Origin of the sequence: Asanoa sp. WMMD1127 (assembly GCF_029626225.1) — a bacterium.
In the GTDB taxonomy this organism is placed as follows: domain Bacteria; phylum Actinomycetota; class Actinomycetes; order Mycobacteriales; family Micromonosporaceae; genus Asanoa.
In genome coordinates, this window is record NZ_JARUBP010000001.1 from 4,640,036 (window position 1) to 4,661,202 (window position 21,167).

Genomic DNA, 21,167 nt, shown 5'->3' on the forward strand with positions numbered 1-21,167 from the left:
GAGCCGACGGCGCGAGGAGGAACGGTGGCAGACGAGTTGGCGAACGGTCGGTGCGTGGTGGCCGTGGACGGACCGTCGGGTTCCGGCAAATCCACCGTTTCCCGGCGGCTGGCGACCGCCCTGGACGCGCAGTACCTCGATACCGGCGCCATGTACCGGGCGGTGACCTGGGCCGTGCTGCGCTACGGCGTCGACCTGACCGACACCGAGGGCATCGCCAAGGTGGCCGGGGCGCTCGACCTGGTGATCGGCACCGACCCGGCCGCGCCGCACGTGCGGGCCGACGGGGTCGACGTCGACGCCGACATCCGCGGCCCCGAGGTGACCGCCGCGGTGTCCGCGGTGGCGGCCGTTCCCGCCGTGCGCCAGCTCCTGGTCGCCGAGCAGCGCGCGTTGATCGACGCGGCCGGCCGGATCGTGGTCGAGGGCCGCGACATCGGCGCCGTGGTGGCGCCCGACGCCGACCTCAAGGTCTATCTGACCGCGTCGGCCGACGCCCGGGCCCGGCGCCGTTCGCTGGAGACCGCCGCGTCCGTCGACGACACCCACGCCGACCTGCTGCGCCGCGACACGCTCGACTCGACCCGGGCCACCGACCCGCTCCAGCAGGCGCCCGACGCGGTCGCGCTGGACACCACGACGATGGGCATCGACGAGGTCGTCGAGCGGTTGCGCGCCATGGTGACGGCATGACCTCCTCCTACCCGGAAGTGTCCGACGTGGACACTGCCGACGGCCCGGTGCCCGTGGTGGCCGTCGTCGGCCGCCCCAACGTCGGCAAGTCCACATTGGTCAACCGGATCATCGGCCGGCGCCAGGCCGTCGTCGAGGACACGCCGGGCGTGACCCGCGACCGGGTGCCCTACGACGCCCAGTGGAACGGCCGGCAGTTCACGGTCGTCGACACCGGCGGCTGGGAGCCCGACGCCCGCGACCGGGCCCGGGCCATCGCCACCCAGGCCGAGATCGCCGTGCAGACCGCCGACGTGGTGCTGTTCGTGGTCGACGCCACCGTCGGCGCCACCGACGTCGACGAGGCCGCGGTGCGGATGCTCCGGCGCAGCAACAAGCCGGTGATCCTGATCGCCAACAAGGCCGACAACCAGACGATCGAGATGGAGGCCGTCTCGCTCTGGTCGCTCGGCCTCGGCGAGCCGCACCCCATCTCCGCCCTGCACGGCCGGGGCAGCGGCGACCTGCTCGACCTGATCCTCGACGCGATGCCGGCCCCCGCGCCGCGCATCCAGGAGGAGGGGCCGCGCGGCCCGCGCCGGGTGGCCCTGGTCGGCCGCCCCAACGTCGGCAAGTCCTCGTTGCTCAACAAGCTGGCCAAGGAGGAGCGGGCGGTCGTCGACTCGGTCGCCGGCACCACCGTCGACCCGGTCGACTCGCTGGTGGGCATCGGCGGCGAGACCTGGCAGCTGGTCGACACCGCGGGCCTGCGCAAGCGGGTCAGTCACGCCAGCGGCACCGAATATTACGCGTCCCTGCGTACCGCCGGCGCGATCGAGGCCGCCGAGGTGGCCGTCGTGCTGCTCGACGCGTCCGAGCCGATCAGCGAGCAGGACCAGCGGATCCTGTCGATGGTCGTCGAGGCCGGGCGGGCCCTGGTCATCGCGTTCAACAAGTGGGACCTGGTCGACGACGACCGGCGCTACCAGCTCGAGCGCGAGATCGACCGCGAGCTCAAGCGCATCCCGTGGGCGATCCGGGTCAACATCTCGGCCAAGACCGGCCGGGCGGTCGACAAGCTGGCTCCGGCGCTGCGCAAGGCGCTCGCGTCGTGGGAGACCCGCGTGCCGACCGGCCAGCTCAACCAGTGGCTGGCCGCCCTCGTGCAGGAGACGCCGCACCCCGTCCGGGGCGGGCGGGCGCCGCGCGTGCTCTTCGCCACCCAGGCCGGCACCCGGCCGCCGCGCTTCGTGCTGTTCACCACCGGCCCGCTTGACGCCGGCTACCAGCGCTTCGTCGAGCGCCGCCTCCGCGAGGAGTTCGGCTTCGAGGGCAGCCCGGTGTCGGTGACGGTCAAGCCGCGCAAGAAGACCGGGCCGGGCGGCCGGGGTCGCGCGCACGGGTGACATGATCCAACGATGGGTTACCACGTTGAGGTCGAGCGCACCGACGACGGCGGCTACGTCGCCCGCAACGGGCGCGGCGCCGAGATCCGCTTCGGCACCAAGGACGGCGCCGACTTCACGCCGGTCGAGCTGCTGCTGGCGGCGCTCGGCGGCTGCAACATCGTCACGGTCGAGCCGCTGACCGCCCAGCGCGGGCACCGGCTGGCCCGGCTGGCCGCGGTGCTCGAGGCGGAGAAGGTCAAACCCAACCGGCTCGGATCGATCACCATGACGTACGACGTGACCCTGCCGCCCGACGACGCCGAGGCCGAGCCGGTGTTCCGCGCCGTCGCGGAGCGGGTGCACGAGCGGCACTGCACGGTCAGCACCGCGCTGCGCGAGCAGACCACAGTAGACGTCGAGATTCCGGGAACCCTGACGGCGTAACGCTTCCCGGCGGTAGCCTGCGGGCATGCCGGGATGGCGGGCGCCCACGCCGGGGCAGGCCCGGGTGGCGATCGTCGAGAGCACCGTGCTGGGCCTGGCCAGCGTGCTGACCTTCTGGCTGGCCAGCGACGTCTTCACCCAGGTCTACGTCGACAGCCGCGACAGCGACCTGCTCGGCGGGATGTGGGCCGCGCTCTCGACGATCTTCGTGAGCCGGGCCACCTTCCGCGACAGCCTGTCCGCCGGCCTGTCCCGCCTGTCGGCCACCTTGATCAGCTTCGTGATCTGCCTGGTCTACCTGGTCTTCCTGCCGTTCCACCTGTGGGCCTTCGGCCTGCTGATCGGCCTCTCGGCCCTGGTCGGCCTCCTCCTCGGCCGCCGCGGCGACGCCACCACAGCCGCCATCACCACGGCGGTGGTGCTGGTGGTGGCGGCGATCAGTCCGGCAGCCCCGTGGCAGCAGCCCATCCTCCGCCTCGCCGACACCGTGATCGGCGCCGTGGTCGGAGTGGCCACGGCCTGGCTCTCCCTCCGGTTGATCCACTCACACCTCCGCTGAACCTCGACCGCCCCTCATGCCCGCATTCGGCGCGCCGGCCGGCGCCCGGCTCGCATCCGCGCGCGGGCTGGCGCCCGGCTCGCATCCGCGCGCGGGCTGGCGCCCGGCTCGCATCCGCGCGCGGGCTGGCGCCCGGCTCGCATCCGCGCGCGGGCCGGCGCCCGGCTCGCATCCGCGCGCGGGCCGGCGCCCGGCTCGCATCCCCGCGCGGGCCAGCGCCCGGCCCGCATCCCCGCGTGGGCCAGCGCCCGGCCCGCATCCCCGCGCGGGCTCGCATCCGGCGTGCGCGGCCACGGCTGGCGGTCGCCAGACCCAGCCGGTGCGGCGACGGTGCGCTTGCGCGAGATCACATCTGGTCATCGTCCCTTTCGCGGCATTCTGGACTCGGGTCCAGCACGCGTGCGGGGGGAGAAGCGGTGTTGGAAGGGTTGTTGGTGGTCGTCACGCTGGCCGCGACGGTCATCGTCGGCACCACCATCGGGCGCCGTTACAGCGTGGCCCCGCCCGTACTCCTGATCGTCATGGGTGCGCTGCTGGCCCTCATTCCCCAGCTCTCCGACATCCGGTTGCCGGCCTCCGCGGTCCTGTTGATCTTCCTCCCGGGCATTCTCTACTGGGAGAGCCTCAACACCAGCCTGCGCGAGATCCGGGCCAATATCAGGGTCATCTTGCTGTCCGCCATCGGCCTGGTCATTGCAACCATGGTCATCCTGTCCTACTCGCTGCAGGCGATCGGCGTCGCCGCGGCCGCCGCCTGGATCCTCGGTGCGGTGCTGGCGCCGACGGACGCGGCCGCCGTGGCCGGCCTGGCCAAGCGGATGCCCCGGCGCAACCTCACCACCCTGCGGGCCGAGAGCCTGATCAACGACGGTACGGCCCTCGTGCTGTTCGCGGTCGCCGTCGGCATGCTGGTCGACGGCACCTCGCCCAGCCTCCTCGCGATCACCGGGGACCTGATCTGGTCGATCGTCGGCGGCCTGATCGCCGGCCTGGTCACCGGGGGCTTCCTGATCTGGATCCGCCGCCGCATCGACGACCCGCTGCGCGAGGGCGGCCTGTCGATCCTCACCCCGTTCGCGGCGTTCTTCGTGGGCGAGCTCATCCATGCCAGCGGGGTCGTCGCGGTCGTCGTGGTCGGGCTCGTCATCTCGTACGCCGGACCGCGGGTCATCCGGGCCCGGTCCCGGGTGCAGGCGTTCGCCTTCTGGAACCTCTCCACCTTCATCGTCAACGGCAGCCTCTTCGTGCTCGTCGGCCTCCAGATCCCCGCCGCCGCCCGGCGGATCGACGGCGATCAAATGAGTCGGGCGGTGGGCATCGCGTTCGCCGCCGCCGCGGTCGTCATCGTCACCAGGCTGGTCTGGATCCACCTGATGGCCGTGCTGATCCGCATCTTCGACCGGCGGGCGGTGCAGCGCACCCGGCGTCTCAACTGGAAGGTCCGCACGGCGTACGGCTGGGCCGGCTTCCGTGGCGCCGTATCGCTGGCCGCCGCCCTGGCGGTGCCCTCCGTGCTGAGCGACGGCACGCCGTACCCGGATCGGGATCTGATCGTCTTCGTCACCTCGATCGTGATCCTGGTGACGATCCTGCTGCAGGGCCTGACTCTGCCGATGGTGGCCCGCTGGGCCGGGCTGGCCGGCGACCGCGCCCGGATCGACGAGGCCCGGCACGCCCGGGTCCGCGCCGCCGAAGCCGGCCTGGCCGCGCTGCCGGCGGTGGCCCGCTCGTTGCACGCGCCCGCCTTCATGACCGACCGGGTGCGGGCCGACTACGAGGCGGCGGCCAACGAGGCGCGCGGCGGCGACGGGCGCGCCGAGCTCACCAACGCCGAGCAGCTCGAGCGGCGGCTGCGGCTCGGGGTGCTGGAGCACGAGCGGCTCGCGGTGACCGCGATGCGCGACCGGCGGGAGATCGACGACATCGTCATGCGCGAGTTGCAGGCGGGACTCGACGCGACGGAACTGGCGCTGCTGGGGCCGCCGCAGAACGACTGAGAAAGGAGCCAGCAGATGAGCACGAACCTAGCCGACAAGGTCGGCGGCACGGTGTACGAACGCGGCGACGACGGTTTCGCCGCCGCGGCGGCCGGTTTCAACCTGGCCCTCCAGCCCAGCCCGGACGTGGTGGTCGCGGCCGGCTCGGTCGCGGACGTCGTGGAGGCGGTGCGGTTCGCCCGCGCGGCCGGCCTGCGGGTGTCTGTGCAGAGCACCGGACACGGGTTGGAGAAGCCGATCGACTCGGGCCTCCTGCTGACCACCGCACGTCTCGACCACGTGCGCGTCGACCCCGAGACCCGGACGGTGGCGGTTGGCGCCGGCGTGCGCTGGACGGCCGTGGTCGAGGCCGCGGCCGCCTACGGGCTGGCCCCGGTCACGGGTTCCTCGCCGGTGGTGGGCGCGGTGGGCTACCTGCTCGGTGGTGGCGTCGGTCCGCTCGCCCGCAGCCACGGGTTCAGCTCCGACTACGCCATCGGCTTCACGGTCGTGACGGGCACCGGCGAGGTCGTCGAGGCGGACGAGCATCGCAACCCGGACCTGTTCTGGGCGCTGCGCGGCGGCAAGTTCGGCCTCGGCGTGGTGACCGAGATGCGGTTGCGACTCGTCGAGCTCACGTCTGTCTACGGTGGATCGTTCTTCGTGGACAGTCCTGACATCGAGCGGATGCTGCGGGCGTGGGTCGACTGGACCGACGGGGCCGACGACCGGGTGACCACGAGCGTCCAGGCGGCCGCGTACCCGCCGCTGCTCGAGGTGCCCGAGCCGATGCGGGGCCGGCGGCTGCTCAGCGTGCGGTTCGCGTTCCCCGGCGACCCGGTCGAGGGGGAGCGGCTCGTGGCGCCGTTGCGCGCGGCCGCGCCGGTTTACCTCGACATGCTGGGCGAGCTGCCGGCCACCCAGCTGGGCCGCATCCACAACGACCCGACCGACCCGATCCCGGCGTACCTGCACGGAACGATGGTCGACCGGGTCGACCAGGGCTTCGCGACCGTCTTCCTGTCGGCGCTGACGGGCGACTCGCCGTTCTTCGCCGGCGAGCTGCGCCACCTCGGGGCGGCCACCGCCCGCGACGTGCCGGGCGGCTCGGCAGTTGGCGGGCGCGAGTCGGAGTACGCGGCCGCGCTCGTCTGCGCCCAGCCCGAGCTGTTCGACACCGTGGCGCCCGCGGCGGCCGCGCACTGGGACAGCGTGGCGGCACCCTGGATCTCCGAGGTCAACAACGCCAACGTGGTGACCCAGCCGATCACCCCGGAGCGGGTCGCGGCCTGCTGGCCCGACGACATCCGCGAACGGCTCGGCCAGGTGCGCCGCCGCTACGACCCGGACGGCGTCACGCTCGGCTGGTGGTCACCGTGAAAGGAACGGCCCGTTCCTAACGTTGGGAGGGCGCGACCGGCGACGACCTTCGCCCAATCGCCGGAACGGTGGGCAGGGGCGTGACATGGTGGGGGAGACGGGCCCGCCCATCGCGCCCCGTCGACGTGATGCGGTCGGCCCGCCCCGAAACCCGATTCGAGAGGCGGTCGACGATGAGAGGCGTCGTGTTCCACGGCGTGGGCGACATCCGCGTGGACAACGTGGCCGATCCGAAGCTGGAGACACCGTCCGACGCGATCGTGCGGATCACCACCGCGGCCATCTGTGGCACGGACCTGCACTTCGTGCGCGGTACGGCCCCCGGCATGCGGCCCGGGACGATCCTCGGGCACGAGGGCGTCGGTGTGGTCGAGGAGGTCGGTCAGGGCGTGCGCAACCACGTGCCCGGCGAGCGGGTCCTGCTCTCCGCGGTGCTGGGCTGCGGCTCGTGCGTCTACTGCCGCGCCGGCTATTTCGCCCAGTGCGACGAGATCAACCCCGCCGGCCGGCGGTCGGGTACGGCGTCCTACGGCTCGCCGGCCGCGATGGGTCCGTTCGACGGCACGCAGGCCGAATACATCCGGGTGCCGTGCGCGCACACCAACATGTTCACGCTGCCGGACTCCGTCTCCGACGACCAGGCGATCCCGCTGTCCGACATCTACCCGACCGGCTACTTCGGCGCGGTGATCGCCAACGTCTCCGACGGCGACGTGGTCGCCGTCTTCGGCTGCGGCCCGGTCGGGCAGTTCGCGATCCTGTCGGCGTTCCAACGCGGCGCCAACCGCGTCATCGCGGTCGACCACCACCCGGACCGCCTCGAACGGGCCCGGGCGCTGGGCGCCGAGGTCGTGAACTTCGACGAGGAGGACCCGGTCGAGGCGCTGCTCGACCTGACCCTGGGAATCGGTCCGGACAGGGCGATCGACGCGGTGGGCGTGGACGCGCAGAGCGCCCAGGCGGGGCCGGCGGCGGCGCAGGCCCGGGCCCACGACGCCGTGCACCGCGACGAGCTGCGGGAGATCGCGCCGGTGACCAACGCGCACGACGGCCAGTGGCAACCGGGCGACGCGCCGTCGCAGGTCGGCGAGTGGGCGGTGGAGAGCCTCGCCAAGGCCGGCACGCTCGGCATCGTCGGGGTCTATCCGACGACCGACCGGTTCTTCCCGATCGGCGCCGCGATGAACCGCAACCTCAAGGTCAACATGGGCAACGCCAACCATCCGCGCTACATCCCGCGGTTGCTGTCCATGGTGGAGCAGGGCGCGGTCGACCCCGAGCGGATCCTCACCCAGCACGAGCCGCTGACCGACGCGCTGACCGCCTACCGCGAGTTCGACCGGCGCAGCCCCGGCTGGCTCAAGGTGGCCGTCACGCCGGCGGCCTGAGACAGTCGCCGCCCGCGGCGCCGGACGGCGACCGCGGGCGGCGGGAGTGCGGGTCTAGCCGACCGCGGGCTTGGCCGCCTTCGCGGTCTTCGCGGTCTTGGCCTTGGCGGCCTTGGCCGCCTTGGTCTTGGTGGCCTTCTTGGCCGGCGCCGCCTCGGCGTCGCTGTCGCGGCCCGCGGCGCTGGGCAGCCAGCTGATCGCGCCGGGCTCTTCGGTGCGGGTGGGCTCGATCACCTGGATCGGCTCGGCCGGGGCGGGCTCTTCGGCCGCCCCGGGCTCGGCCGGATCGACCGGCGCGGGCGCGACCTGCACCGGCTCGGCCGCGGCCGGCTCGTGCTGCGGTGCCGGCTCGTGTCGCGGTGGGTCGTCCGCATAGGACTGCTGCGGTACGTACTGCGGCTCGGCCTGCTGCGGCGCCGGCTCGTGCCAGGTCTGCGGCTCCTGGGTCTGCGGCGCCGGCTCGTGCCAGGTCTGCGGCTCCTGGGTCTGCGGCGCCTCGGACTGCGGCTCCTCGTAGTACTCCTCGGCTTGGTACTCCGGCTCGGCCAGGCCGAACTCCTCCAGCGCCGCCTGGTAGCCCGCGTCGTAGCCCTCGCTGTAGCCGTGGCCGTAGGGGTCGGTCCACATCTCCGCGTGCGGGTCGGTGTAGGGGTCGGCCGGCGGCTGGCAGGCGTCGCCCGTCGGCGCCTGGAACGAGTCGACGGACGGCGCGCCACCGGCCGCCGGGCCCTCACCGGCCCAGACGTGGCCGGTCGCCGGGTCCTGGCTCCAGCCGTTGTCGTCCGGCTGCGCCGACCAGCCCTGGGCCGGCGCGACGGGCGCGACGGCGTCCGGGCTCGCGTAGGGGTCGACCGGCGTGCCGAGGTCCGCGGCGGCGGCCGGCGGGGCGCTCGGGATCGGGCCCGACGGCTCGGGCGTGACGGTCACACCGTGGGCGGCGCCTGGCGCGACCGGGGCCAGGGCCGGATCGGTGGGCGCCGGAACGGCGTCGGCCAGCGGCGGCACCGGCTCGGGCGTGGCGGTGACCCCGTAGCCGGCACCGGGCGCGGCCGGGGCCAGGGCCGGGTCGGTGGGCACCGCAGCGGGGTCGGTCAGCGCCTGTGCCGGGTCGGGCGTCGCCGTGACTACGGGCAGCGGCTCAGGAGTGGCGGCGCCGGCGGCGAGCGGGTCGGGTGCCACGGCCATCGGGTCCGGCACCGCGGCGCCCGCGGCCAGCGGGTCGGGTGCCGCGGCCAGTGGGTCGGACACCCCGGCGCCCGCGGTCACCGGGTCGGGTGCGACGGCCAGTTGGTCCGGCGCCACGGCGCCCGCCGCCGGCGAGTCAGGTGCCACGGCCAGCGGGTCAGCCACCCCCGCGCCCGCGGCCAGCGGGTCAGGAGCGCCGGGCACGGCCGGCTGCGCGCCCGGAACGCGGACGCCGCCGCCTGTCCCGCCGGGCACCGCGCTCGGGTTCGGCACGGTCAGACCGGGCACAGTCGTGGCGCTCGGCAACGTCAGGCCCGGCAGCGCGGACGGATCCGCCAACCCGGACGGACCCGGCAGGGCAGACGGGTCCGCGGTCGCCTCGGGCGCGAGCGGGTCGACCGGCGTCGACGGCGCCACGGAGGCCTCGGGCGCCAGCGGGTCGACCGGCGCGGACGGCTCCGGAGTGGGTGAGGCATCGGGCGCGAGCAGCACCGGCGGGGCCGACGGGTCCGGGGTGACGGTCGGCGCGGGCGCCACGGCCGACGGCGCCACCGCGGGCGCCGCGGTCGCCGACGGGTCGACGGTGAGGCCCGGCACCGCGGGCGCCGCCGACGGGGTCGGCGCTGGAAGCTGGCCGCTCGGCGCGGGCGCCGGCACGGCCAGGCCAGGAGCGGGGGAGGCGGCGGCGGGCGGGGTCACGGCCAGCGGCGGCACCGGCACGTCGGTCGGCGCGGGATCGACGGGGACCTCGCCGTCGCCGGCCGGTTCGGCCTGGTCGGCGGCCGGCGCGTCCGTGGTCGCGCACTGGTCCGTGCCCGTGCCGCTCATGTGGGTCTGGACCCGCGCGAACGCCGGGACCTGGGCCAGCAGGCCCATGGCGCTCATCACTGCCACGGCACCGAGCCGCGCTCTTCTCTTCATCCTCATCCCCCGGTAGTCGGCCCGCGTCACTCGGGTCCCGAGCCGGACACTCCGCCCGCTCAGGCCCGTAGGCCCGATGTTGCCGGACCGAAGTCGCAAAAGATGAGAATCCGGAGAATCTGTCTCACATCCGGCGCAGGCTACAGAACGAGCATTCCCTGGCCGAGAGTGGCCAGCACGTCGGCCAGCCGCGGGCGGGGCACCTCGCGGCGCGGCTTCGCCAGCCGGCGCAGCGCCTGGGTCGCGTGGCTGGTCGGCAGCGGCAGCTGCGGATAGCGGCGCAGGGCGGCGTTGTCGACCAGCCCTTCGCGGCGGGCGAACCAGGTCAGCGCCCGCCACTGCGCGGCCGCCGCGAACGCCGGACACGTGGAGCCCGGCGGCGCGGGGAGCACCCGCAGCCGGTCGAAGCGGCGGCTGCCGGCCAGCCACCACTCGGCGCCGGCGACGGCCCGCCGCGACGCCGACTCGCACCAGTACGGGACGATCCCGTGGCGCAGCGCCAGCCAGGGATCCAGCAACCCGTCGCACTCCACCACACAGGCCGCCCCGCGATCACCCCCGAACCACTCGCGGTGCAGGTCGGCGACGTACCCGCTGAGCGTCTCGGGCCGTGGATAGATCACGCGGTGCACCCGCCGACCCGGCGTCTCCCGCAGGTGCTGCTCGAAGGCCGGCTCACCGGCCAGCTCGGCGTAGTGCCGGGGCAGCTCGGCGTCGGGATCGGCCCAGTCGAGGCAGCCCGCGTGGTGCAGCACGTGCCGGAACGCCGCGTGCTCGGCGCGGTAGTCGCCGGGCTGCCAGCCGGTGGTCGGGCTGCCCACCTGGAACGAGTGCCCGTCGGCGACGGTGGACACGGGCCAGGTCCGGGCGTCCCGGAACACCACGGCCGGGCCGCCGGCGCGTACCCGCTGGTCCAGGAACTCGCGATAGGCGGCGGGGACCCGGCGCCAGCGCACGTGGAAGGTCAGCGTCGTGGCGCACAGCCGGCCGCGCAGCACGGGATCGTGCACCTGCCGGACCGTCACCGACGGGTTGCTGGCGAGCAGCCGGCGCGCCACCTCCCGGCCCGCCTCGCGGGCGGCCCGCCAGTCCCGCCCGGCGCCCGCCGGCCAAGCCACGCTGAGCACGAAGCCGGTGGGCAGCCACGGCGCGCCGAGCGCGGCGGCGAGGTGCACGACGCCGCCGTGCGGCGAGCCGAACAGCACAGCGGGAAAGTCGTCGCCCGTGTAGCGCCCGCAGATCCACGACGCCACGGCCTCCGCGTCGACCGCGCCGGCGTCCTCCGGGCGGATCGCCTCCGCCAGCGCCTCCCGGTCGACGACCTCGGGCCGCAGCAGGCTCACGATGTGCGGGTTACGACCGCGGACCGGGACCCGGTCGAGCCCGGCGCAGTCCCGTTCGGCGACGGCCAGGACGGCGGCGTCCAGCAACCGCCGTTCGATGCTCTCCGGACTCATCACCCGGCTGACCGCGACCCGCGCCGCGGCGGTCGAGAGGCCATCCGCCATCCCGCACCTCCTTCGTGGTCCGGTGGCGTTCCCGGCGGCGGCCGCACGTAACACCGAGTCGCCGGTTTAGCCGGCCCCCTTCCTGGTATGCACCCCGAACCGACGGAGGGGAGTGGCGGATGAGATCGACGGCACGGCTCGTGCTGGTGACCGGCGCGGTCGGCGGCGCGCTGGTCGGCGTGGTGCGGGCGGCCCGCCGCACCGGCGCCGGAAACGGTTGGCGGTCGCCGGTCGGCACCCCGGACGTGCGGCCGCGCTGGCACGTCGCGACCGTGGCGCGGCCGGCCGATCAGGTCATGCCCGACGGTCGTCCGCCGGAGCCCCTGGCCGACCTCGGCGACAGCGTGGAGGTCCAGGTGCGGCCGGCGCCGGGTGACAAAGGCACGGAGCTGGCGGTACGCCTGCGCGACGGCGACCGCCCGGGCCCACTGGCCCGGCTGCGGGGCGAGGACCCGGACCAGCACCTGCGACGGGCGCTGCGGGAGGCCAAGGCCCTCCTGGAGGGCGGCGAGGTCGTGCTGCCGTCGCGGCCCGCGACCACGGAGCGGACCCTGCTCAACCGCCCACTGGAATGGGCCACCACGCACGGCCGCGAGGAGGGGCTGCGATGAAGGCGTTGCAGTGGCACGGGGTCAACGAGGTCGTGGTCGGCGACGTGCCCGAGCCGGAGCTCGTCAACGACCACGACGTGCTCCTCAAGGTGCGCCGGACCACCACCTGCGGCTCCGACCTGCACCTGCTCGGCGGCTACATCCCGTTCATGCGGCGCGGTGACGTGCTCGGCCACGAGTTCCTCGGCGAGGTCGTCGAGGTGGGCCCGGAGGTGCGCCGGCACCGGCTCGGCGACCGGGTCGTCGTCAGCTCGTTCATCTGCTGCGGCGGTTGCTGGTACTGCCGGCAGGGCCTCTTCTCCGCCTGCGACAACACCAACACCAACCCGGCGATCACCGAGGTCGCCTGGGGCCAGGCGCCCGGCGGCTGCTTCGGCTACTCGCACGCGATGGGTGGCTTCGCCGGCAGTCACGCCGAGTACGTCCGCGTGCCGTTCGCCGACGTGGGCGCCTTCCGGGTGCCCGACGGGGTCAGCGACGAGCGGGCGCTGTTCGCGTCCGACTCCGCCTCGACCGGGTGGATGGGCGCCGACCTCGCCGGTGTCGCCCCGGGCGACGTGGTCGCGGTGTGGGGCGCCGGCGCGGTCGGCCAGCTGGCGGCGCGGGCGGCGATGCTGCTCGGCGCCGAACGGGTCATCGTGATCGATCGCTACGACTACCGGCTGCGGATGGTCGAGCAGCACGTGGGGGCGGAGACGCTCAACTACGAGCGGGTCGACGTGCAGGGCGAGCTGCGTGAGGCGAGCGGCGGCCGCGGCCCCGACGTGTGCATCGAGGCGGTCGGCATGGAAGCGCACTCGCCCGGCCCGCAGTTCGCGTACGACCAGGTGAAACAGCAGCTGCGGTTGCAGACCGACCGGCCGACGGCGGTCCGGGAGGCGATCTACGCCTGCCGCAAGGGTGGCAGCGTGTTCGTGCTCGGTGTCTTCGGCGGCGTGGTCGACAAGTTCCCGCTCGGCGCGTTGATGAACAAGGGACTGACCGTCCGCGGCGCGCAGATGCACGGCCCGCGCTACATCCCGATGCTCCTCGACCGCATGGAACGCGGCGAGCTGGTCACCGAGCACCTCGCCACGCACGTGCTGCCGCTGTCCGACGGCGCGCGCGGTTATCAGATGTTCAAGGACAAGGAGGACGACTGCCTGCGGGCCGTCTTCACTCCGTGACCAGGTGGGGGCCCAGCCCCGTCAGCGCCAGCACGCGCCGGACGTAGGGCTGGGCGCCCAGCACCCGGATGCCCACCCCGGCCGTCCGGGCCGCGGCCATCCCGGCGACCAGGGCGTTGACGCCGGCGACATCGAGCAGCGGTACGCCGTGCAGGTCGACGTCGACGCGGCTGATGCCGGCGACCGCCGTCGCCCGGACCAGGCCCCGGCGGAGGCGGTCGGCGCAGTCGACGTCCACCTCGCCGCGCACCCGCAGGACGACCGTCGGGCCCTGTCGCTCCTGCTCGACGGAGAGCGAGTCCCACTCGTCGCGCGGCGGCCACGGTGGCGGGTTGTCGGTCAGCAGCGCATGCCGCAACCATCCCAGAGCCCGGCCCAGCAACCGGGAGACGTGCATCTGGGAGACGGCGAACTCCTCGGCGATCTCGGCCTGGGTGCGGTTGCCGTAGAACCGCATCACCAGCATCCGCCGCTCGCGGTCGGGGAGGCGGCGCAACAGCCGGGTCAACGCCACGTGGTCGTCGACCGCGTCGAGGTCGGCGTCCCGCTCGCCGACCAGCTCGCCGAGCTCCGCCGCGTCGGCACCGACCCGCGCGTTGAGTGAGCCAGGGTGGTAGGCCGCGGTGGAGGTGATCGCCTCGCGCACCTCGGCCACCGTGGTGCCCAGCTCCTCGGCGAGCTCGGCCTCTGTCGGGTGCCGGGCCAATGTGGACGTCAGCAGCGCCGTCGCCCGGCGGACCTCCACCGACCGGTCGCGCAGGCGGCGCGGGACGTGGAAGCTCCACGAGCAGTCGCGGAAGTACTTCTTGATCTCACCGTGGATCGTGGTGGCGGCGTAGGCCGTGAACGAGCCGCGTTCCGGGTCGTAGCCCTTGACCGCCTTGACCAGCGCGAGGCGGGCGACCTGCTCGAGGTCTTCGACCGGCTCGCCGCGGTCGCGATATTGCCGGGCCAGCCGGCCGGCGAACGGCAGCGCGAAGGTGGCCAGCTCGTCGCGGGCGGCCCGCAGGCGCGCCGGCGTCTCGGCGCCGTCCCACAGGCGGCGGGCGGCGCCGTCCAGGTCCTCCAGCCCGCGATCGGCGGCGCGCGCTCTCGCGTACGCCGCGGGTCTTTCGTCGCTGGTCACGAGCGTCTCCCTCGGTTCGCGGTGCCGTGGGCTACGGAGCACCGCCGGTCGACGGTGGACCAATCACTGTGGCGTTACCCCCGCGGCTCACGCTAAACCCTTCCAGGGCCATCGGCACCGGTGGTTCGCCCGCTGCTCAACCGCCGGTCGCCCGCACATCGGCGATTGGGCATCTCTCGACCGCTAACCTCCCGGTCATGAGCCTGCTCTCCGTCGCGCACCGCGCCGGCAACTCGCTGACCGACCTGCGGGCCGCGCTGGCGGCCGGGGTCGACCTCGTCGAGGCCGACGTGCACCTCTACCGCGGGGTGCTCGAGGTCCGGCACCGCAAGGCGATCGGCCCGCATCTTTACTGGGAGCAGTGGACGCAGGTCGACCGCCGGCGCGACCTCGTGGTGCCGACGCTGCCCGAGGTGCTGGCCACGGCCGCCGGCGACCCACGGCTCATGCTCGACCTCAAGGGCCCGTCACTCGCCGTCGCGCCCCAGGTCGCCGAGACCCTGCGGGCGTACGCGCCGGGCGTGCCGTTGGCGGTGTGCACCAAGCAGTGGGCGATGCTCGACGCGTTCGCCGGGCAGCCGCACGTGCGCCGCGTCCTGTCCGCCAGCGACCCGGTGCAGCTGGCCCGCCTGCGCGCCCGGCTGCGCCGCGGCCGCGTGGACGGCGTGTCGATCCGGCTGCGGCTGTTGACCGAGGCGGTGGTCGAGGAGCTGCGCCGGTCCACCGACACCGTGCTGGCCTGGCCGGTGGACACGCCGGCGGCGCTGGAGCAGGCGCGGCGGATCGGCGTGACCGGCGTGATCAGCAAGAGCCTGCCGCTGCTGGCGGAGCTGCGGCCGCGCCGCAACGTCGACCTGGCCGCCTGAGGTCAGCGGCGACCGCGCGAGCCCCCAGGCCCCGGCCAGCAGCAGCACGGCGGCGCCGGCCAGCGCGGCCCGCGGCGCGGTGCCGTGCGGGAGCGCCGCGTGGAACGCCACGACGCTGAGCAGATAGCTGGCCACCGGGTTGGTCACCGAGCCCGCGGTCACCGCCGCGGTCAGCGAGCCGGAGGCGAACGCCTGCTGGCCGAGCAGCAACGCGCCGAGGGTCGCGCCGAGGAGGGCGTACGGCGGCCAGCTCTGCGCCGTGGCCGCGACGCCGCGCTCCGTGACGCCTTCCGCGGTCACCTTGAGGAGGACCGCCGCCAGGGCCGAGCAGAGCGCACCGCCGATGGCGAGCAGGGTGGCGTACCCGAAGCGGGTGGTGGTGGCCACCGTGGCGAGGAGGACGGCGGCCGACAGGCCGAGCAGCACGACGAGAAGCATCCGCACCTCCTCGCCGCGAACGATCTCACAGCGGGTTCACTCGGCGCCCCATCGGTGCTGATCGGTCATCCGATGTTCATCCGGTGCCGCCGGGTCGGCGTAGTCGCCGCTCAGCCCGGTCGCCTCGTCGCCCTGCGGGTCGTAGACGACGAGCCCGTGCTTCTCGGCCAGCCGCAGCACGAGGTCGACGGCGTCGTCGCCGACGGGGGAGTGCGCGATCGACAACGCGACGTGGTCGACACCGACGACGACAGGCGTCACCCAGGGCGACTCGCCGTCGTCCGTCAGGTCGTCGGCGGCGCCGGCCCGCAGGTCGGCGTAGAACGCGGCGATCCGCGGGTCGGGTTCACCCTCGACCCGCGGTCGCCCGACCGATCGGTCCGCCATCGCCCGCACGTCGTCCAACGTCGCCGCGCCCGCGGTCGCCAGCACCACAAGATCGAAACTCACGACCCAATGATCCCTGACGGACCGCGGCGACGGTCACGGCGGGTGGTCAGAGGATCGGCTTGCCGCCGGTCACCGGCACGACCGCGCCGGAGATGTAGCTGCCCTCGTCGGAGGCGAGCAGGACGTACGCGGGCGCGACCTCCTTGGGCTGCCCGGGGCGGCCCAGCGGCGTGTTCTTGCCGAACTCCTCGACCTGCTCGGGCGGCATCGTCGAGGGGATCAGCGGTGTCCAAATAGGACCCGGCGCCACCGCGTTGACGCGGATGCCACGGTCGCCCAGCATCTGCGCCAGGCCGGCGGTGAAGTTCGCGATCGCGCCCTTCGTCGTCGCGTACGGCAGCAGGGTGGGCTTGGGCGTGTCGTAGTTGATGGAGCTGGTGTTGATGATCGACGCGCCCGACGTGAGGTGCGGGAGGGCGGCCTTGACCAGCCGGAACATCGCGGTGATGTTGATGTCGAAGGTGCGCGTCCACTCCTCGTCGCTGACCTCTTCGAGGGTCTCGTGGGTCATCTGGAAGGCGGCGTTGTTGACCAGCACGTCGATGCCGCCGAGCTCCGCGACGGCGCGGTCGACGACCTCGCGGCAGTGCGCGGGGTCGGCCAGGTCGCCGGAGACCAGCACGGCCTTGCGCCCGGCCTCCTCGACCAGCTTGGCGGTCGCCCGGGCGTCGTCGTCCTCGCTGAGGTAGGCGATCAGCACGTCGGCGCCCTCGCGGGCGAACGCGATCGCGACGGCCCGGCCGATGCCGCTGTCGCCGCCGGTGACGACGGCCCTCTTGCCCTCGAGCCGGCCGCTGCCGCGGTAGCTGTCCTCACCGTGGTCCGGCTTCTCGCGCATCGCGGTGAGCGTGCCGGGTGGCTGCTGCTGCGGTTCCATGGTCTCCCCCTGGTGGTTCCGGCTCAGAAGAATCGGCGGCGGCGCTGGCGGCGGCCCGCGTTGAGCAGGTCGGCGACCTGGCGCATGCCCTTGGTCACGCCGCTCGGTCCGCGACGGGCCTCGACGACCTGGCTGACCTTCCGGATGCCGGCGGCGGCCAACGGCAGCGCGACCGCGACGACGGCCCAACGCCGGACTACGGTGGCGAACATTTGCCTGTCTCCTTCCCGTCGAAGTGCTGACCCTTCCGCATACCCGCGCAGCGGGCGATTACGCGCGGGTGTGCGGGGTAGCCCGTAGGCATGAAGGTCGTGGTGGTGGGCGCGTCCGGAAACGTCGGCTCGGCGGTGCTGCGACGCCTGGCCCAGGAGCCGGACGTGACCGGCATCGTCGGTGTGGCCCGGCGGGTGCCCAAGGACGCGGCCGGGCCGCCGTACGCCGGTGTCGACTGGTGGTCAATCGACGTCGCCGGGCCCGGGGCCACCGGAGCGCTGACCGAGGCGGTGCGCGGCGCGGCCGTGGTGATCCACGTGGCCTGGCAGATCCAGCCGAGCCACGATGCGCAGCGGTTGCGGCGCACCAACGTGCAGGGGACCGCCAACGTCGCGGTGGCGGCGATCCGGGCCGGCGTGCCCGCGCTGGTCGTCGCGTCCTCGGTCGGCGCGTACGCCCCCGGTCCCAAGGACGAGCGGGTGGGCGAGTGGTGGCCGGTGACCGGGGTGCGCTGGTCGAGCTACAGCCGCGACAAGGCGCATGTGGAGCGTCTCCTCGACGAGGTGGAGCGCGGCTACCCGGCCCTGCGGGTGGTGCGGATGCGACCTGCGCTCACCTTCCAGCGGGCGGCGGCGTCCGAGATCGCCCGGCTGTTCATCGGACCGTTCGCGCCGCTCGGACTGCTGCGCTACGGGCGGCTGCCGGTGGTGCCCGGCGGGCCGCGGCTGCGGGTGCAGGGCGTGCACGCCGACGACGTCGCCGACGCCTACGTGCGGGCGGCGCTGGCCGACGTGCGCGGGGCGTTCAACCTGGCCGCGGACCCTGTGCTGGACGGGCCGGCGCTGGCCCGCCGCTACCACGGCCGGGTCGTCCCGCTGCCGGTGCCGCTGCTGCGGGCCGCGGCCGGCGCGACCTGGTGGGCCCGGCTGCAACCGATCGAGGCCGGCTGGATCGACCTCGCCACCGGCGTGCCGCTGCTGTCGTCGGACCGCGCGGCGGCCGAGCTGGGCTGGACGCCCCGGATCGACGCGCTGTCGGCGATCGACGAGCTGTTCACCGGGATGGCCGACCGGGCGGGCGCGCCGACGGCGGCCCTGCGGGAGCGGCTGCCGTTCCCGGCCCGGCTGGCCGCACTGGCCGCGGGCCGCCTGCCCGGCCACGGCGACCCGTACTGAGTTTCGCTTCCGCGGCGTGGGGTACGCCTCGGGCATGAAGGCTCTGGTGATCAACTGCACGCTCAAGCCCAGCCCCGCGCCGTCGAACACCCAGGCGCTGGCCGACGTCGTCATCGAGCAGCTGCGCAGGTCCGATGTGGAGGTCGAGGTCGTCCGCGCCGTCGACCACGACATCCGCCCCGGCGTCGAGGACGACATGGGCGACGGCGACGAGTGGCCGGCGATCCGGGCCAAGGTGCTCGCGGCGGAGATCCTGGTGATCGCGACACCGACCTGGGTCGGCAAGCCGTCGTCGATCGCCCAGCGGGTCATCGAGCGGATGGACGCGCTGATCAGCCAGACCGACGACGACGGCCGCCCGGTCGCCTACAACAAGGTCGCGGGCGTGGTCAACACGGGCAACGAGGACGGCGCCCACCACGTGATCACCGAGATCTGCGGCGCGCTGGTCGACATCGGCTACACGATCCCGGCGCAGGCGTGGACCTACTGGCACCTGGGCCCCGGCGCGGGCCCGAACTACCTCGACGACGAGCGCGGCCACGAGTGGTCCGACAAGACCGGCCGCGCGATGGCCGCCAACCTGGCCACCGTCGCCCGCGCCCTGCAGGCCAACCCGCTGGGCGCACCGCCGAGCTGAGCCGCGTTGCCGCAGGGGTGTTGGGGGCCCGCTGGTGCCGGTGAGGTCGCGGCTTCGCCTGCGCCGGCGCGGCGGTTCGGAGGACGCTGGAGATGAACCCGCGGCGCCGCGGGATAGCGCCGCGCCGAACCTCGTACGGGGGAGTCATGTTCGCGCGTTCTTCCACCATCAACGCCCAACCGTCCTCGATCGACCCCGGCATCACGTTCGTGGGTGACGAGTTGATGGACGAGATGCTCGCCATCGACGGCTGTGTCGGACTGTCCCTTCTGGTCGATCGCCGGTCGGGCCGGTGCATCGCCACGTCGTCGTGGGCGGACGAGGCGGCCATGCACGCCAGCGAGAGCCGGGTGCCGCCGCTGCGGCAGCGCCTCATGTCGGCCTTCGGCGCCACGGACATCACCAACGAGGAATGGGACGTCGTGGTCATGCACCGCGCCCACCGCGCCCCCGACGGCGCCCAGGCGCGGCTCGGCTTCATCCGCAGCGACCCGGCGCGGACCGAGGAGTCGATCGACATCTACAAGTCGGTCCTGCCGGACCTCGAGGCCTTCGACGGCTTCTGCAGCGCGAGCCTGCTGCTGAACCGCTCCTCGGGCCGGGCGGTCTCGAACGTGATCTACGACAGCGGCGCCGCCCTGGCCGCGTCCGCGGACCGGGCGCAGCAGCTACGCACCCGCGCCACCGGCCGGATGGGTGCCGACGTCACCGAGGTCGCGGAGTTCGAGCTCGCCTTCGCCCACCTCCGCGTGCCGGAACTCGTTTAGGGCCTATGCGGACGCGCGGTGGCCGGCTATGACGTCGGTGGTCGCGGCGGCCAGGGCGATGGCCATGAAGCCCATCGTCACGAAGACGCCCGTGCGGAACGCCACCTCATAGTCGCCGCCGCTGGCGGCCAGTTGGCTGAAGAAGACCGCGCCGATGGCGGCGATGCCGACCGCCGAGCCGATCCGTTGGCCGGTCTGCAGCACGCCGCCCGCGCTGCCCGCCTCGGCCACCGGCACCTGGCTCAGCGTCAGGTTCTGGTTGGGGCTGATCACCAGGCCGCTGCCGATGCCCGCCCACAGCAGCGGCAGCGCCGTCGCGAAGCCCGCCCCGCGGCCCGTGACGATGTGCAACGTGAGGAGCACCAGCGCCAGCCCGCTGAGCACCATGCACAGGCCGGTGACGACCAGGACCCGCCCGTAGCGGTTGACGATCCGGCCGCCCAGCATCGCGCCGGAGGCCGAGCCGAGCGCGAACGGCGTCACCGACAGGCCGGCCTCCAGCGGCGAGTAGCGCAGCCCGTTCTGCAGGAACAGCGTGAAGATGAAGAACGTCGTCGTGAAACCCGCGAAATAGGCCAGGGCCACGAGCGATCCGAGGGCGTACGAGCGCCGCCTGAACAACCGCAGGTCGACCAGCGGCGACCCGCCCCGCCGGAGCTGGCGCACCTCCCACGCGACGAAGAGCCCGAGCACCACCAGGCCGGCCAGGATCAGCAGCCAGACGATCGCGCCGTGCCACTGGCGTTCCTGCACCAGCGGGAGCAGCACGAGGGCGACCCCGCCGCCCAGGAGCACGACGCCGAGCGGGTCGACGCCGCGCCGCGGGCGCTCCTGCGCGGGATGGCCCGGGATCCACCGGGAGCCGAGCACGATCGCGACCACGCCGACCGGGATGTTGATGTAGAAGATCCACCGCCAGCCGTCCTCCACACCGGCGATCGCGATGACCGCGCCGCCGAGCAGCGGCCCCAGCGCCGTCGAGACACCGATCGTCGCGCCCAGCGCGCCGAACGGCTTGCCGCGTTCCCTCGGCGTGAACATTTGTTGGACGAGCCCGGACACCTGCGGGTTGACCACGCCGGCCGAGGCGCCCTGGACCAGCCGGGCGCCGACCAGCCACAGCTCGCTCTGCGCGAGGCCGGCGGCGGCGCTGGCCACCGTGAAACCGGCCAGCCCGAGCACGAACAGCCGCCGCCGGCCGTGCGCGTCGCCGAACCGGCCGGCCGGCACGAGCACGAGACCGAACGCGAGCGCGTACCCGGAGAGCACCCACTGCAGGCCCCCGGAGCTGAGCCCCAGGTCGTCCTGGATCGACGGCAGCGCCACGTTGACGATGCTCACGTCGAGCAGAGTCATGAAGGCCGCCATGAGCGCGACCGTCATCGCCCGCCAGCGTGCGTCCACCGCACCCCCCCGC

Annotated in this window: 20 protein-coding genes; 13 read left to right on the forward strand and 7 right to left on the reverse strand. The window is 74.0% G+C overall.

Features of this window, described 5'->3' with window-relative positions; translation table 11 throughout:
• Positions 1–24 precede the first annotated feature (24 nt).
• The 7 genes from cmk to O7635_RS22170 all read left to right on the forward strand — a co-directional run bounded on the left by cmk (position 25) and on the right by O7635_RS22170 (position 7,807).
• A complete protein-coding gene (gene cmk / locus O7635_RS22140) occupies positions 25–693 on the forward strand; it encodes a (d)CMP kinase (protein ID WP_278082361.1) in 669 nt (222 codons plus the stop codon).
• On the forward strand, positions 690–2,078 hold the full coding sequence (der, locus tag O7635_RS22145) for a ribosome biogenesis GTPase Der (RefSeq protein WP_278082362.1): 1,389 nt from the start codon (positions 690–692) through the stop codon (positions 2,076–2,078). Before cmk ends, der begins: the two co-directional genes overlap by 4 nt.
• Positions 2,079–2,090: 12 nt before the next feature.
• The gene (locus tag O7635_RS22150; RefSeq protein ID WP_278082363.1) at positions 2,091–2,504 is read left to right on the forward strand and encodes an OsmC family protein; all 414 of its coding nucleotides are present in this window, start codon (positions 2,091–2,093) and stop codon (positions 2,502–2,504) included.
• Between the two features lie 25 nt (positions 2,505–2,529).
• Positions 2,530–3,063, forward strand: a complete 534-nt coding sequence (locus O7635_RS22155; protein ID WP_278082364.1) for an FUSC family protein — start codon at positions 2,530–2,532, stop codon at positions 3,061–3,063.
• Between the two features lie 416 nt (positions 3,064–3,479).
• Positions 3,480–5,060 (forward strand): Na+/H+ antiporter, encoded by a 1,581-nt coding sequence (locus O7635_RS22160; RefSeq protein WP_278082365.1) that lies wholly within the window; start codon positions 3,480–3,482, stop codon positions 5,058–5,060.
• A gap of 15 nt (positions 5,061–5,075) precedes the next feature.
• A complete protein-coding gene (locus tag O7635_RS22165; protein WP_278082366.1) occupies positions 5,076–6,419 on the forward strand; it encodes an FAD-binding oxidoreductase in 1,344 nt (447 codons plus the stop codon).
• A 173-nt stretch (positions 6,420–6,592) separates the two neighbouring features.
• Entirely contained in the window at positions 6,593–7,807 is a 1,215-nt protein-coding gene (locus O7635_RS22170) for an alcohol dehydrogenase catalytic domain-containing protein (protein WP_278082367.1), read from the forward strand.
• 54 nt (positions 7,808–7,861) lie between these two features.
• Here the strand turns inward: O7635_RS22170 and O7635_RS22175 are convergent, their stop codons facing one another.
• Complete coding sequence (locus O7635_RS22175) at positions 7,862–9,877, reverse strand: hypothetical protein (protein WP_278082368.1); 2,016 nt, start codon at positions 9,875–9,877, stop codon at positions 7,862–7,864.
• A 176-nt stretch (positions 9,878–10,053) separates the two neighbouring features.
• Positions 10,054–11,421 carry a hypothetical protein gene (locus tag O7635_RS22180; protein WP_278082369.1) on the reverse strand — a complete coding sequence of 456 codons (1,368 nt, stop codon included), beginning with the start codon at positions 11,419–11,421 and terminating at the stop codon, positions 10,054–10,056.
• A 119-nt stretch (positions 11,422–11,540) separates the two neighbouring features.
• On the opposite strand from O7635_RS22180, the gene O7635_RS22185 reads away from it, so the two are divergent.
• Together O7635_RS22185 and O7635_RS22190 are read left to right on the forward strand one after the other, a co-directional pair.
• Positions 11,541–12,032 carry a hypothetical protein gene (locus O7635_RS22185; RefSeq protein ID WP_278082370.1) on the forward strand — a complete coding sequence of 164 codons (492 nt, stop codon included), beginning with the start codon at positions 11,541–11,543 and terminating at the stop codon, positions 12,030–12,032.
• Positions 12,029–13,198 carry a zinc-dependent alcohol dehydrogenase gene (locus tag O7635_RS22190; RefSeq protein ID WP_278082371.1) on the forward strand — a complete coding sequence of 390 codons (1,170 nt, stop codon included), beginning with the start codon at positions 12,029–12,031 and terminating at the stop codon, positions 13,196–13,198. Before O7635_RS22185 ends, O7635_RS22190 begins: the two co-directional genes overlap by 4 nt.
• On the opposite strand, the gene O7635_RS22195 is transcribed toward O7635_RS22190, so the two are convergent.
• Positions 13,188–14,324 carry a sigma-70 family RNA polymerase sigma factor gene (locus O7635_RS22195; protein ID WP_278082372.1) on the reverse strand — a complete coding sequence of 379 codons (1,137 nt, stop codon included), beginning with the start codon at positions 14,322–14,324 and terminating at the stop codon, positions 13,188–13,190. The two genes, O7635_RS22190 and O7635_RS22195, sit on opposite strands and share 11 nt — an antisense overlap.
• A gap of 197 nt (positions 14,325–14,521) precedes the next feature.
• Here O7635_RS22195 and O7635_RS22200 point away from each other — a divergent pair, with 197 nt between their 5' ends.
• A complete protein-coding gene (locus tag O7635_RS22200; protein ID WP_278082373.1) occupies positions 14,522–15,190 on the forward strand; it encodes a glycerophosphodiester phosphodiesterase in 669 nt (222 codons plus the stop codon).
• 474 nt (positions 15,191–15,664) lie between these two features.
• Here the strand turns inward: O7635_RS22200 and O7635_RS22205 are convergent, their stop codons facing one another.
• From O7635_RS22205 to O7635_RS22215, 3 genes are read right to left on the reverse strand one after another with little or no spacing between them, the layout of a single operon-like run.
• Positions 15,665–16,078 carry a hypothetical protein gene (locus O7635_RS22205; RefSeq protein WP_278082374.1) on the reverse strand — a complete coding sequence of 138 codons (414 nt, stop codon included), beginning with the start codon at positions 16,076–16,078 and terminating at the stop codon, positions 15,665–15,667.
• 46 nt (positions 16,079–16,124) lie between these two features.
• On the reverse strand, positions 16,125–16,955 hold the full coding sequence (locus O7635_RS22210) for a glucose 1-dehydrogenase (protein WP_278082375.1): 831 nt from the start codon (positions 16,953–16,955) through the stop codon (positions 16,125–16,127).
• A gap of 23 nt (positions 16,956–16,978) precedes the next feature.
• Positions 16,979–17,167 (reverse strand): hypothetical protein, encoded by a 189-nt coding sequence (locus tag O7635_RS22215; protein WP_278082376.1) that lies wholly within the window; start codon positions 17,165–17,167, stop codon positions 16,979–16,981.
• 90 nt (positions 17,168–17,257) lie between these two features.
• On the opposite strand from O7635_RS22215, the gene O7635_RS22220 reads away from it, so the two are divergent.
• The 3 genes from O7635_RS22220 (at position 17,258) to O7635_RS22230 (ending at position 19,750) form a co-directional block, all read left to right on the forward strand.
• A complete protein-coding gene (locus tag O7635_RS22220; protein ID WP_278082377.1) occupies positions 17,258–18,343 on the forward strand; it encodes an NAD-dependent epimerase/dehydratase family protein in 1,086 nt (361 codons plus the stop codon).
• A gap of 34 nt (positions 18,344–18,377) precedes the next feature.
• On the forward strand, positions 18,378–18,983 hold the full coding sequence (locus tag O7635_RS22225) for an NAD(P)H-dependent oxidoreductase (protein WP_278082378.1): 606 nt from the start codon (positions 18,378–18,380) through the stop codon (positions 18,981–18,983).
• A 146-nt stretch (positions 18,984–19,129) separates the two neighbouring features.
• Positions 19,130–19,750, forward strand: a complete 621-nt coding sequence (locus O7635_RS22230) for a hypothetical protein (RefSeq protein ID WP_278082379.1) — start codon at positions 19,130–19,132, stop codon at positions 19,748–19,750.
• A 3-nt stretch (positions 19,751–19,753) separates the two neighbouring features.
• Here the strand turns inward: O7635_RS22230 and O7635_RS22235 are convergent, their stop codons facing one another.
• On the reverse strand, positions 19,754–21,133 hold the full coding sequence (locus tag O7635_RS22235; protein ID WP_278082380.1) for an MFS transporter: 1,380 nt from the start codon (positions 21,131–21,133) through the stop codon (positions 19,754–19,756).
• Positions 21,134–21,167 lie beyond the last annotated feature (34 nt).

Coding starts and splice junctions, on each gene's coding strand:
- der (WP_278082362.1), top strand. CDS start 690: ATGACCTCCTCCTACCCGGAAGTGTCCGACGTGGACACTGCCGACGGC.
- O7635_RS22150 (WP_278082363.1), top strand. CDS start 2,091: ATGGGTTACCACGTTGAGGTCGAGCGCACCGACGACGGCGGCTACGTC.
- O7635_RS22155 (WP_278082364.1), top strand. CDS start 2,530: ATGCCGGGATGGCGGGCGCCCACGCCGGGGCAGGCCCGGGTGGCGATC.
- O7635_RS22165 (WP_278082366.1), top strand. CDS start 5,076: ATGAGCACGAACCTAGCCGACAAGGTCGGCGGCACGGTGTACGAACGC.
- O7635_RS22170 (WP_278082367.1), top strand. CDS start 6,593: ATGAGAGGCGTCGTGTTCCACGGCGTGGGCGACATCCGCGTGGACAAC.
- O7635_RS22175 (WP_278082368.1), bottom strand. CDS start 9,877: ATGAGCGCCATGGGCCTGCTGGCCCAGGTCCCGGCGTTCGCGCGGGTC.
- O7635_RS22180 (WP_278082369.1), bottom strand. CDS start 11,421: ATGGCGGATGGCCTCTCGACCGCCGCGGCGCGGGTCGCGGTCAGCCGG.
- O7635_RS22185 (WP_278082370.1), top strand. CDS start 11,541: ATGAGATCGACGGCACGGCTCGTGCTGGTGACCGGCGCGGTCGGCGGC.
- O7635_RS22190 (WP_278082371.1), top strand. CDS start 12,029: ATGAAGGCGTTGCAGTGGCACGGGGTCAACGAGGTCGTGGTCGGCGAC.
- O7635_RS22200 (WP_278082373.1), top strand. CDS start 14,522: ATGAGCCTGCTCTCCGTCGCGCACCGCGCCGGCAACTCGCTGACCGAC.
- O7635_RS22210 (WP_278082375.1), bottom strand. CDS start 16,955: ATGGAACCGCAGCAGCAGCCACCCGGCACGCTCACCGCGATGCGCGAG.
- O7635_RS22215 (WP_278082376.1), bottom strand. CDS start 17,167: ATGTTCGCCACCGTAGTCCGGCGTTGGGCCGTCGTCGCGGTCGCGCTG.
- O7635_RS22220 (WP_278082377.1), top strand. CDS start 17,258: ATGAAGGTCGTGGTGGTGGGCGCGTCCGGAAACGTCGGCTCGGCGGTG.
- O7635_RS22225 (WP_278082378.1), top strand. CDS start 18,378: ATGAAGGCTCTGGTGATCAACTGCACGCTCAAGCCCAGCCCCGCGCCG.
- O7635_RS22230 (WP_278082379.1), top strand. CDS start 19,130: ATGTTCGCGCGTTCTTCCACCATCAACGCCCAACCGTCCTCGATCGAC.
- O7635_RS22235 (WP_278082380.1), bottom strand. CDS start 21,133: ATGACGGTCGCGCTCATGGCGGCCTTCATGACTCTGCTCGACGTGAGC.